The 13144-nt window shown below is 34.2% G+C and carries 13 protein-coding genes and 1 other annotated feature (1 of these 14 only partly in view); all 13 genes read right to left on the bottom strand.

Annotated elements, in window-relative coordinates:
• Positions 1 to 326: 326 nt before the first annotated feature.
• On the bottom strand, positions 327 to 845 hold the full coding sequence (locus tag SH09_RS04890; protein WP_042738506.1) for an adenine phosphoribosyltransferase: 519 nt from the start codon (positions 843 to 845) through the stop codon (positions 327 to 329).
• Positions 846 to 857: 12 nt separating this feature from the next.
• A complete protein-coding gene (gene recJ / locus SH09_RS04885) occupies positions 858 to 3137 on the bottom strand; it encodes a single-stranded-DNA-specific exonuclease RecJ (RefSeq protein WP_042738505.1) in 2280 nt (759 codons plus the stop codon).
• Between the two features lie 474 nt (positions 3138 to 3611).
• Positions 3612 to 5888, bottom strand: a complete 2277-nt coding sequence (gene secDF / locus SH09_RS04880) for a protein translocase subunit SecDF (protein WP_042738504.1) — start codon at positions 5886 to 5888, stop codon at positions 3612 to 3614.
• Positions 5889 to 6172: 284 nt separating this feature from the next.
• Complete coding sequence (yajC, locus tag SH09_RS04875; RefSeq protein ID WP_042738503.1) at positions 6173 to 6433, bottom strand: preprotein translocase subunit YajC; 261 nt, start codon at positions 6431 to 6433, stop codon at positions 6173 to 6175.
• A 16-nt stretch (positions 6434 to 6449) separates the two neighbouring features.
• Positions 6450 to 7589, bottom strand: coding sequence for a tRNA guanosine(34) transglycosylase Tgt (tgt, locus tag SH09_RS04870; protein ID WP_042738502.1), 1140 nt, complete (start codon positions 7587 to 7589; stop codon positions 6450 to 6452).
• 21 nt (positions 7590 to 7610) lie between these two features.
• Entirely contained in the window at positions 7611 to 8636 is a 1026-nt protein-coding gene (queA, locus tag SH09_RS04865) for a tRNA preQ1(34) S-adenosylmethionine ribosyltransferase-isomerase QueA (protein WP_042738501.1), read from the bottom strand.
• Position 8637: 1 nt separating this feature from the next.
• The gene (gene ruvB / locus SH09_RS04860) at positions 8638 to 9639 is read right to left on the bottom strand and encodes a Holliday junction branch migration DNA helicase RuvB (protein ID WP_042738500.1); all 1002 of its coding nucleotides are present in this window, start codon (positions 9637 to 9639) and stop codon (positions 8638 to 8640) included.
• Between the two features lie 33 nt (positions 9640 to 9672).
• Positions 9673 to 10275, bottom strand: coding sequence for a Holliday junction branch migration protein RuvA (gene ruvA / locus SH09_RS04855; RefSeq protein ID WP_042738499.1), 603 nt, complete (start codon positions 10273 to 10275; stop codon positions 9673 to 9675).
• Positions 10276 to 10287: 12 nt separating this feature from the next.
• A complete protein-coding gene (locus SH09_RS04850; protein ID WP_042738498.1) occupies positions 10288 to 10743 on the bottom strand; it encodes an ACT domain-containing protein in 456 nt (151 codons plus the stop codon).
• Positions 10744 to 10754: 11 nt separating this feature from the next.
• Positions 10755 to 12047, bottom strand: a complete 1293-nt coding sequence (gene obgE / locus SH09_RS04845; protein WP_042738497.1) for a GTPase ObgE — start codon at positions 12045 to 12047, stop codon at positions 10755 to 10757.
• A 130-nt stretch (positions 12048 to 12177) separates the two neighbouring features.
• Positions 12178 to 12462 (bottom strand): 50S ribosomal protein L27, encoded by a 285-nt coding sequence (rpmA, locus tag SH09_RS04840; RefSeq protein ID WP_042738496.1) that lies wholly within the window; start codon positions 12460 to 12462, stop codon positions 12178 to 12180.
• A gap of 11 nt (positions 12463 to 12473) precedes the next feature.
• A complete protein-coding gene (locus tag SH09_RS04835) occupies positions 12474 to 12794 on the bottom strand; it encodes a ribosomal-processing cysteine protease Prp (RefSeq protein WP_042738495.1) in 321 nt (106 codons plus the stop codon).
• A gap of 2 nt (positions 12795 to 12796) precedes the next feature.
• A complete protein-coding gene (gene rplU / locus SH09_RS04830; RefSeq protein WP_042738494.1) occupies positions 12797 to 13105 on the bottom strand; it encodes a 50S ribosomal protein L21 in 309 nt (102 codons plus the stop codon).
• 12 nt (positions 13106 to 13117) lie between these two features.
• Positions 13118 to 13144: a sequence feature (ribosomal protein L21 leader region), on the bottom strand (it continues 47 nt past the right edge of the window).

Raw genomic sequence — 13144 nt, 5'->3', positions numbered from 1 at the left:
TGATTATTTTTTAAATTAACGTCAATTTATTTATCATTGTGAGCTATTAATAGCAACTGTTTAATTCAATCGTATTTTAACTCATTTTATACAAAATTCGAATAATAGTTATATGATACTACATGTTTTAAAATAAATAAATGAGTTCCCACTACTAATAATAAAATGTATTAAAAATTTAACTCGATTACAATTACTGTGTAACAAGAACACAAAAAATTCTGTCAAATTCTAATAAATGACTTAGGTTTTAATGCTATAAAATAAAAGCCAAATGACTACACTTACATACTTAAATGTCTTCATCTGACTTTTATTTAAATGATTTAGTCTTCGTATGAAATTAAGCTCATTACATCGTAATCCTTAATTTTTTCAATACCATTTAAATATTTTAATTCGATGATAAATGCAATACCTACTACGATACCACCTAATTGTTCAACAAGTTTAATCGCTGCTTCAATTGTGCCGCCAGTTGCCAATAAATCATCTGTTATTAAGACACGCTGTCCTGGTTTAATCGCATCTTTATGCATCGTTAAAATATTCGAACCATATTCTAAATCGTATTCATAACGTATAACTTCTCTTGGTAATTTGCCTTCTTTACGTACAGGAGCAAATCCAATCCCCATCGAATATGCTACTGGACATCCAATAATAAATCCACGAGCTTCTGGACCGACTACCACATCAACATTGCGTTCTTTCGCATAGTTTACGATTTGATCGGTAGCATAACCATATGCCTCACCATTATCCATAATCGTTGTAATATCTTTAAAGTCTACACCTGGTTTTGGCCAATCCTTAACCTCAGAGACATATTGTTTTAAATCCATACATAGTTCCTCCTAATTATCTTTCAATTCTGCCTTAATCCACTGTTTAAGATTACTAAAATCTTCATAAAGCATGAGTTTTTCAACTGCTATTCTATCGAGTCTACCTTGATAATATTTACTTGATTCAATTTCCCTTTTAGTTGAAGTTTGATTCATAGATATTATACCATTTTCATCTTTTATAAAGTCCAAGTCCATAAAAACTTTCAAGATAAACTTGAGCATTGTTGGCTCAACATTTAGAAACTGACATAGATGCATGCCATCTTTTGCTAAATTAATTTGCCCTTTCGATGCAATTGCTTTGAAGCAATTTTTAAAAGTTTCCATTTTAGGCATACCTTCAAAGTATACCGAACGCTCATGATTTAACACAAGATAAATTTGTGAAACATTGATACTTTTTAGTGTATTTTTTAAATGATTTATTGATTTCGGCAAATCTCTTAAGACATATTTATTATAATCTTGTTCTATCGTTTCACCATAAACATAATAGTTGTCAGCAACTTTGTCACTTGATTGATGGACTAAATATGCAATATCTGCTTCATCACCTTGAAATTGATTCACTTTGCTTTTACTTCTATAATCTAAAATTTGCAAACTATTATTAGCCAAATCTTGAATCATAAATTGTGGTGATTGAAAGCCATTCCATTCATTAATTTGCAATGTTCCAATCACATTAATTGGTTGCCCGTCACCAAGCTCTTGAACTAAATGGCCATTTTGCCAAAATATAGCTTGTAATTTCTCTTCACCCATTGTCAATTTCAAATGTTTCTTATCTTGCCCAATCGCTTTTGCTTGTTGCACTATTACATCTTCTAATTCAAAACACGGACTGGTAAAATCCGAACCAAACGGTCTCAACCTTTGTATATCTTGAATGTTTTTCAATGTAATTTCAGATTCCTCAATAGTTGTATCTACATGCTTTCGTGGCTCTAATGATGTCGTTTGCTCAATTTCTGCCATAGAGGCATTAAGAGCTTGACGTAATGGTTCTACATTCTCGATTGCTAACGTCATTCCAGCAGCCATATGGTGTCCACCAAATTTATCAATTAACGATGCATGCTCAGTCAAAATTTCAAACATTGATACTTGTTCAATACTTCTTGCAGATCCTTTAGCATGTTGTTGTGCCTCATCAATATTTAGAATTAAAGTTGGCAATGCATAGGTTTCCACTATTTTTGAAGCAACAATACCTAGTACACCTTCATGCCAATCAGCTTGTGCTAATACTAAGAATTTATTGCCATTTTGCACTTGTTCTTCGGCAACCTGTAATGCTTCTTCTGTAATTTGCGCTACGATATCCTTTCGCTCTTGATTGAAAAATTCAACCTGATCAGCATAAAATTCAGCTTCTTCTTCATTATCACACATTAATAATTCTGCAGCTAAAGTTGCATCTTCCAATCTTCCTACAGCATTCAACCTAGGCCCAATAATAAATCCAATCGTTTCTTCATTAATTTCATCGTTATAGTCAGCTTGCTTTAAAAGCGCCTTAATAGCAGGTGGACAATGATCATTTAATACATTTAAACCTTGTTTAACTAGAGTTCTATTTTCATCGGTTAATGAAACTAAATCTGCGATTGTACCAATTGCCACTAATCCTAAAAATGACACTGGAGGTTGTTCAAGTAATGATTGAGTTAATTTATACGCTACACCCGCGCCACATAAATACTTAAATGGATAGTCAAAATCAGGATGCATTGGATGTACAATTGCAAAAGCGTTAGGTAGTGTTTCACCTATTTCATGGTGATCTGTTACAATCACATCAACACCTAATTCCTGTATCATTTCAATTTCTTTATGTCCTTGGATACCATTATCTACAGTAATAATTAATGATACACCTTCGTCGTATGCATTTTTAAAGGCCATCTCATTAGGACCGTAACCTTCTGTAAAGCGATTAGGTATATACCAACCTACATGGGCACCTAACTCTCTTAATGCCGTAACTAAAATGGTCGTCGATGTTACACCGTCCGCATCATAGTCCCCATATACAAGTATTTTTTGATTTTGATCGATAGCTAAATTGATACGTTCAACTGCTTTTTGCATATCACTCATTGCCATCGGATTATGTAGCACACCATCATCACTTAAAAGTGATTCTATCGTATTAGCATCTGTAAGGCCTTTACTTTCTAATATCTTTTTTACAATTGGAGTTAGTTTATATTTTGATGCTATATCATCCGTAATCTTTGATTCGGGATGTTTAATATCCCAAGCATACTTCGATTTAATCATAAGATTATCCCTCATTTCCACAAGCAATTATACAAAAGAAATAACAAAATAAAAAGTACTTACATTTAATGAAGCTTGTCAATTATAAAATCATTAAAGAAAAGCCCATAAGAGATAAATCTTAGATAATTCACTTGTTAATATATTTAACAGTTTTTAACACTTATTATATTTATAGAACTTCATTTTGAAGACAAACTATAGAAATACCAGCTCAACAATAGACCATTGAATGACATTATTGAGATATGCACTTTATTTACACACTTCGTAAAAGTTCTGATTTCACATATTAATATTAGGTAAAATTCAACGACTGCATTTTATGTAACATACAATTTCACTTAGTGATAAAAAAACTCCCTTCATAGTCAACATTTGTAAGTGTCAACTATGAAGGGAGTATATCGTATTCAAATAAGATTCTTCATTTCAAGCTTAAAAATCTATATTCAAAAACTTTGACTTATTCTTTTATACTAAGATTTTTTCATCATTAGATTTCTTTTCTTTATATACAACTAATTTATGATTATCTGTTTTCTTAAGTTGTCGTTTCTTCATAATGCCCCATAACGGTACTGCAATAAATACAGATGAGAATACACCCATAATCAAACCAACAAGTAACGCTAATGAGAAGTTGAAGATGCTTGGTGCTCCAAATAATAATAATGCAACCACTACAATAACTACTGTTAATACAGTGTTGATTGAGCGAGTCATCGTCTGTCTAATCGATCTATTTACAATATCATCAATCTGCGATGTTTTTGTGATTACTTTTATTTTGTGTAAGTTCTCACGTACCCTGTCAAACGTAACAATAGTGTCGTTTATAGAATAACCAACGATTGTCAACACTGCAGCAATGAATGTGATATCAACTTCGAGACGGAATAAACTAAATACTGCGACTATCATAAACGCATCATGTAACAATGCTAAGATTGAAGATAGTCCCATTCTCCATTCAAATCGGAATGAAATATAAATAATTATACCAATAGAAGCGTATAGCAATGCTAACATTGCATTTTTAGCCAACTCTTGACCGATAACCGGTGAAACCGTATTTACAGTTGGGTCATGACCATAGTTACTGTGTATGATGTTTTTAATTTTTGAAACATCTTCCTTAGATAAGTCTTTCTTATATTGGACAGTAGCATTTTTACCATTTTCTCCCAATGAAACTTGATCAGGTTTGAAATCCTTAGCTGCCAGTGTCTTTTCAATTTTCGTGTCTGATACTTTATGATCAGATTCAAAGTCAACACGTGTACCACTTGTGAAATCAATTCCTAGATTTAATCGGAAGATAAATAGAATGATTGCCCCAACAATTAATATTAATATACTTAAAGATATTAATGGTTTGGCTAATTTAACAAAGTCTATTTTTTCATAAGGTGTTTTTAAATCATGGACATCTTTACTGTCGTTAATATCATATCTTTCTTTCCTTTTAACACCAAATAACCAATAAGATTTCTTAAAGAAGTTAGATGATACTAATAATGATAAGAGTGCTCTAGAAAGGAACACAGCTGTTACAAAGATCATTAGTATACCTAATAGCAACATTGTTGCGAAACCTTTAACTGAACTTTCACCAAAGAAGAATAACACTGCCGCTGCAATTACTGTCGTTAGCTGAGCATCGACAATTGTAAGGAATGAGCTTTTATTCGCTCGTTTATAAGCCTGTTTAAGCGTCCTTCCTATCTTCAACTCATCTTTTATCCGTTCATACATAATGATATTAGCATCGACTGCCATACCTACACCTAATACTAGTGCGGCTAAACCTGGTAGTGTTAACACACCAGAAATAAAGTTAAACGCAACAAGCGTTAAATAGATATAAGCAGTTAATGCGATAACCGCTACTAGACCTGGCAAACGATAGAAGCCTAACATAAATAGATAAATAATACCGACACCAACAAATGCCGCAAGTACAGTTTTATCTAGTGCATCTTGGCCGAATTGGGCACCAACAGAATTAGAATAAATTTCTTTTAAATCAACAGGTAAAGAACCTGCATTAAGTAATTCTGAAATCTGTTTTGCTTTTTCTACACCTTTTTCGCCGTTAAAACCACCAGAAATTTCTACACTATCTGAGTTGATAGGTTTATCGACTGATGCTGCAGAAACGTATTTAGGATCTTTTTTATCTTTTTCCTTATGATACGTATCTCCTTTTTGATGATCTAACCATACGACCATTACATTTTCATCTTTTTTAGAAATTTCTTCTGTTACTTTTCTAAATTTATCACTATCTTTTAATTTGAAAGTAACTGCAGGTTGGTTCGTATTTTGTTTAAATTCTTGCTTAGCAGAACCTTGTTGAATATCTTTACCTGTTAATTTAACATTGTCGTCAGCATCACGAATCGTTAAATTAGCTTGTGATGATAAGATATCTCTTGCTTGTGATTGATTCTTAATTCCAGCAAGTTGAACACGAATTCTGTTCTTATCTTCGACCTGTATTTTAGGTTCTGAAACCCCGAGAACATTGACACGGTTCTCTAGTGTCTTAGCGGTTGCTTTTACCGCTTTATCGTCTATCTTGTCACCTTTTTGCAAAGGATTAACTTGATATAAGACTTCAAAACCACCTTGGAGGTCTAAACCAAGGTTGACATCTTTAACTACATTCTTATATGTAAGTCCCATTCCTGCAAAAAGAAGGACTACAAGTAATAAGAATGCAACTATTCTACTACCTTTTTTCACTTAAACACCTCATTGTTAGCTTATGTTATAAGAATACTTGATTAAAACGTTTGTTTGCAAGTCTTATAAAGCTTTGAAATCTAACTGTATGACCTTATATATCTTAACATATTACAACCATAGGAAAAACCAACTCAACTATTTGTAAATTAAAAAACATATTGTAAGCGTTTATATAACAAACCCTTTACACCTTTATCTATTTCCATACCCTCTTACGAAACGATTAGCTATAAATCATAAAAAAAGAACCGATGTCAGGCATCGGTTCTAAATAATCCAAATTATGATGGATCCACTTGTTTAATTGCTGGTTTCTCTAAAGTAATTTCAGTACCATTACTATTTAATGATAGTACTACTGTAGTTTCATCTACACTACGTACAGTCCCTTTAATACCGCCAATTGTTGTTACGTGTTGACCAGTTGTTACTTGACTAATCATTTCACGATGCTCTTTGGCTTTCTTTTGTTGTGGTCTGATTAAGAAGAACCACATTAATACTAATAATAAAATTGGTAATATCAATGAAGTAAATTGCATAGTTTATTGCTCCTCTTTAAAAGTTTTTTGGGTTCTCTACATTAAGCCCATACTGCTCAAAAAATTCTTCTTTAAAATCAAGAAGACGATCTTCACGAATAGCTTGTCGTATATTTTCCATTAATTTAAGCAGAAAATGTAAATTATGATAAGTAGTAAGACGGATACCAAAAGTTTCTTCTGCTTTGATTAAGTGTCTTATGTAAGCTCTACTATAATTCTTACATGTATAGCAGTCGCAATTCTCATCAAGTGGTCGCAAATCTTCTGCGTATTTAGCATTTTTGATAATTAATCGGCCTTCGGATGTCATACATGTCCCATTTCGTGCAATACGTGTAGGTAACACACAATCAAACATATCCATACCGCGAATACTACATTCAATTAATGCATCCGGAGATCCTACTCCCATTAAATAACGCGGTTTATCTTTAGGCATGAATTGTTCTGTATGCTCAACCATATCATACATAACAGGTTTCGGTTCACCAACTGACAAACCACCGATTGCATATCCAGGGAAATTCAAAGCAACTAATTCCTCAGCACTTTGTTGTCTTAAATCCTTGTATTCCCCACCTTGAATAATACCAAATAAAGCTTGATCCTCAGGTCTCTTATGTGCCTTTAAACATCTCTCAGCCCATCTTGTTGTTCGTTCAATTGAATCCTTTACATATTGGTATTCAGCTGGCATTGGTGGACATTCATCAAAAGCCATCATAATATCTGAACCTAAATCATTTTGAATTTCCATCGACTTCTCTGGACTTAAGAATAACTTAGAACCATTAGTATGATGACGAAACTCAACGCCCTTTTCAGTAATATTTCTTAAATTACTCAAACTAAACACCTGGAAACCACCAGAATCAGTCAGTATCGGACCATCCCAGTTCATGAACTGATGCAAGCCCCCACTCTTTCTGATGATATCATTTCCTGGTTGTAACCACAAATGATATGTGTTTCCTAAGATGATTTTAGCTTCCATTTGCTTTAACTCTTCAGGGCTCATTGTTTTTACCGTTGCTTTTGTTCCTACTGGCATAAACATTGGTGTTTCAAAAGAGCCATGCGGTGTGTGAACAATACCCAATCTCGCACCAGATTGCTTACAAGTCTTAATATGTTCATAAGTAACTGCTGGCATAATAATCTCCTCTCAATTCCCTTAAATAATTAACATTGCGTCTCCAAAACTAAAGAATCTATATTCTAACTCAACTGCTTTTTGATATGCATTAATAATATAATCACGTGAACTAAAAGCAGATACTAACATCACTAGCGTTGATTTAGGCAAATGGAAGTTAGTAATTAATCCATCAATTGCCTTATATTCAAAACCAGGATAAATAAAAATATCTGTCCAACCACTTTGCGCAACAAACGATTCGTTGGACTGCATGATTGTTTCCAATGTTCTAGTTGACGTTGTTCCAACTGAAATAATACGTTTACCTTGTGCTCTTGTAGCATTCAACAAGTCTGCAGTTTCTTGATTAATTTGATAATATTCACTATGCATTTCGTGATCATCTATATTATCCACACTAACAGGTCTAAACGTTCCAAGACCTACATGTAGTGTAACAAAGGCAATGTTAACACCTTTATCTCTGATTTGTTGTAATAAGTCATCTGTAAAATGTAATCCTGCTGTTGGTGCGGCTGCAGACCCTGATTCTTTGGCATAAACTGTTTGATAACGCTCCTGATCATCTAAACGTTCTTTGATATATGGCGGTAGAGGCATTTCACCAAGTTCATCTAGACGTTCTTGCAATATACCTTCATAATGCAATCGCATTATACGTCCACCCTGGTCAAGCTCTTCCATACACTCTGCAACAATTTTCCCGTCACCAAAGGATAGCTTATTACCTACTTTAATTCTTTTTGCAGGTTTCAATAATACTTCCCAATCATTGCCTTCTATTTGTGTCAGCATAAGCATTTCAACTTTGGCTCCAGTATCTTCTTTCAAACCAAATAACCTTGCTGGCATTACACGCGTGTCATTTAAGACTAACGTGTCTCCTTCATTTAGGTATTCAATCACATTTTTAAATTGTCTATGTTCAATGTCTCCAGAATCTTTACCCAACACTAAAAGTCTGCTCTCATCTCTATTTTTCAATGGTGTTTGAGCAATTAGTGACTCAGGTAAATGGTAATCAAACGCTTCAATATCCAACTTAGTCCCTCTTTTCATTCTTTCCAAAATGTTCATATGCATATGCCGTTGCTTTACGACCTCTAGGTGTTCTTTCAATAAAGCCCTTTTGAATTAAAAACGGCTCATAAACATCTTCAATCGTAACTCGTTCTTCACCTATTGATACAGCAATCGTATCCAATCCAACCGGACCTCCACTATACTGTTGTAAAATACAATTCATCATTTTATGGTCAATATAATCTAATCCTTGATCATCAACTTGCAATAACTCAAGCGAATGCTTCGTTGTATCAATATGAATAATCTCATCATTATTCACTTGCTGGAAATCACGAACTCGTTTTAACAATCTATTTGCAACACGCGGTGTACCTCTACTACGCTTTGCCAATTCAATTGCACTTTCTTCATCAATGGAAGTTCCAAGTACTTCAGCAGTTCGAATAATAATTTCCTTTAATTCAGTTTCTTTATAATATTCTAATCTTAAATGTACGCCAAATCTATCTCTTAAGGGTGCAGATAAGCTACCTGCTCTTGTTGTAGCTCCAATTAATGTAAATGGTGGTAAGTCAATACGAATGCTTCTTGCTTCTTCACCTTTACCGATTACGATATCTAAAAAGAAATCCTCCATTGCAGGATATAATACTTCTTCAACAACACTGCTCAATCTATGTATTTCATCAATAAATAAAACATCGCCAGGTTGTAATCCTGATAATATTGCAGCTAAATCGCCAGGGCGCTCGATTGAAGGTCCCGAAACTGTTCTAATATTTACATCCATTTCATTTGCAATAATATGAGATAAAGTTGTTTTTCCTAAACCAGGGGGACCAAATAACAATACGTGATCTAATGGTTCCTGACGTAGTTTTGCCGCCTTGATAAACACCTCTAAATTCGACTTTATCGCTGATTGGCCTATATACTGCCTTAGTTTAGTCGGTCTTAAAGAATATTCAAATGACGTTTCATCTTCATGCATTGATTGATCTACCATTCTTTCATCCACATTTATCCCCCCTCTAAATTTATAAATTCATATCTAGGAAACTAATAACTGTAAACCACGTTTGACTGCTTCATCCACTGATTCAAATGTATCTTTATTTAAAGCTTTCTCAACTTTAGTTAATTCACGCTTAGAATAACCAAGTGCCTCAAGTGCTAGTAAAGCTTCCTTTATAACTTGTGAAGCACTATCGTCTTCTACACCTAAGTCTAATTGTTGTCGTTCATCAATATCGTTAATTTGCACTTTACCTTTTAAGTCTAAAACAATCTGACGTGCAGTTTTCTTACCAATTCCTGGGAATTTAGTTAAATATGCATCATTTTCATTTTCGATAGCAATTTTAACCTCATTTGGAGAACTACTGGCAAGAATCGCCAATGCAGATTTAGGTCCAATACCTGTTACTTTGATTAGACTTAAGAACATATCCTTTTCTTCTTGATTCATAAATCCATACAATAATTGTGCATCTTCTCTAACTATTAAAGAAGTGTGGATAATGACTTCTTGTTCTAAATATTTTTGAAAACGATATGAATTAGGTGTTTGAATTTCATAACCGATGCCCGCCGTTTCTAACACAACATGAGTTGGGTGCAATTCTGATAATATACCTTTAATATATGCGTACACATTTACACTTCCTTATATGGTCATACTAATTAAATCCACTTTAGAAACTTGATCAACTTTATTCAATGCCTGAATAACATCATCTACTTCTAAATTTGTACCTTTTGCATCTAATGAGAGCGTAATGGTTGCTCTACCTTCCATTGGAATACTCTGGTGTATTGTTAGCACCGACAAACTCAATTGAGAAATCGTATTCAATACACCCGCAAGCATCCCCACAATATCATTTACATATAATATCAAAGTAAACTCACGCGTTTCTTCCATTTTTTCATCAATTGGAAAAATAGTATCTCGATATTTGTAAAAAGCACTTCTAGATAAATCGAATTTCTTAACTGCTTCGAAAATGGACATAGAAGGATCATTCTTTAAAAGATCTTTAATTTTAAGAGTTTTCACGACCGATTCTGGTAGCACATCTTCCCTAATTAAATAAAACTTTTTATAATCTTTTTCGTCCATTTCAAGCACTCCTATTCAATAAATTCAAATTCTCCACCAAGAATTCTTACGATATCGCCATTTTTACAACCACGCGCTCTTAATGCATCATCGATTCCCATAGACCTCATTTGACGTGCGAATCGTCGTACTGCAGGATCACTGTTGAAATCAGTCATCTTGAACATACGTTCAATTGCTTTACCACTTACAACATATGCCGCATCATCATCTCTAGTAATTGTGAACTTATCTTGACTTGGTGTATGTTTGTATAATACCCGGTTAACACCTAAATCTTCGTCTTCTTTATTGAAATCGACATCTTTCACTTCTTCTAGTTTATCTGCGATAGCATATAATAAATGATCTATATTCTCTCTTGTAAATGTTGAAATTGCAATGATTTCCACACTGTCATCATCGACTTGTTCTTTAAACAATTGTAAATTATCTTCAGCATCCGGCATATCCATTTTATTTGCCACAACAATTTGAGGTCTATCTTCCAAACGTTGTTCATATGCTTTCAGCTCGTCATTAATGACCTTGTAGTCTTCGAAAGGATCACGCCCTTCTGAACCACTCATATCAATCATATGAACAATTACTTTTGTACGTTCAACGTGTTTTAAAAATTGATGACCTAAGCCTACACCTTCAGCCGCACCTTCAATTAAACCTGGTAAGTCTGCTAATACAAAGCTTCTTTGGTCCTTTGTAGAAACTACACCTAAATTAGGTTTAATCGTTGTGAAATGATACGCACCAATTTTCGGTTTTGCTTTAGACACAATAGATAATAATGTAGATTTACCAACACTTGGAAATCCAACTAAACCGACATCTGCTAATAATTTCAACTCTAGCGTTACTTCGATCTCTTCACCTGGTTCACCATTTTCACTAAAGTCCGGTGCTGGGTTTCTTGGAGAAGCGAAACGTGAATTACCACGTCCGCCGCGGCCACCTTTAGCCACAACAGCTTGTTGACCATCTTCTACCAAATCCGCTAATACTTCTTCAGTTTCAACACTTTTAACAATTGTACCAGGTGGAACCTTTAATACTAAATGCTCAGCATTTTTACCATGCATGTTACTACTTTGGCCACCTTCGCCACGTTTAGCTTTAAAATGCGTTTGATATCTAAAATCTAATAAAGTTCTTAAACCTTCATCTACCTCAAATATTATTGAAGCACCATCACCGCCGTCACCGCCTGCTGGTCCACCAAACGGAACATATTTCTCTCTACGGTATGCAGTTATACCGTTACCACCATCACCTGCTTTGAGTGATATCTTAACCTGATCGACAAACATGATTTCACCTCTTTTTCATTCATTTTATTTTTTTAATTCTTATATATTATAGCATTATCTCAAAAAACTAGAAATAAAGACAAAAAATAAACACCAGAAGTAATCACTTCTGGTGTTAACGTTGACAAAATTACTCAGCTGCTGCGTATACAGAAACTTGTTTTTTGTCGCGACCTTTGCGTTCGAATTTAACAACGCCGTCGATTTTAGCGAATAATGTATCGTCGCCACCACGACCTACATTTTCACCAGGGTAGATTTTAGTACCACGTTGACGGAATAAGATTGAACCGCCAGTAACGTATTGACCGTCAGCACGTTTAGCACCTAAACGTTTTGATTCAGAGTCACGTCCGTTTTTTGTAGAACTTACCCCTTTTTTAGATGCGAAGAATTGTAAGTTTAATTTTAACATTTGGTTGCACCTCACTTATAATTTAGTCTAATGTTTTCTTTATATTCCTCTTCAATTGTTTGTAAAGATACTAACATTGCTTGAAGAATTAATTGCGCTTGTTCATTATTGGTATCGACACTTCTAATATGAAAATGCCCGCCATCGTCATTATAATTGATATCTGGTTTCTCAGATGTCAATCCCATAATAGCATTCACACTACCAAATAGCACTGCAGATGCTCCGGCACAAACAATATCGTGACCATAGTCACCATGATCAGCATGACCATCCATAACTACGTCAGTAACTTGACCTGCATCATTCAGTGTAACATCAACTGAAATCATTATTATGCGTTGATTTTGTTGATTGTTAATTTAGTGTAAGGTTGACGATGACCTTTTTTACGTTTAGAGTCTTTACGACGTTTGTAAGTGAATACAGTGATTTTCTTACCACGACCGTGTTTTTCAACTGTAGCAGTAACAGTAGCACCTTCAACTGTTGGCGCACCAACTTTAACTGCGTCTCCACCTACGAATAAGACTTTATCAAAAGTAAATGAATCTCCTTCATTTGCTTCTAATTTCTCAACGAAGATTTCTTGACCTTCTTCAACTTTAACTTGTTTTCCACCTGTTTCAATAATAGCAAACATACTTTGCACCTCCTATAATTTAAGTCACGCCAAAGACAG

The organism is Staphylococcus gallinarum, from assembly GCF_000875895.1.
Classification (GTDB): domain Bacteria; phylum Bacillota; class Bacilli; order Staphylococcales; family Staphylococcaceae; genus Staphylococcus; species Staphylococcus gallinarum.
This window is presented reverse-complemented; position numbering and strand designations above follow the sequence as displayed.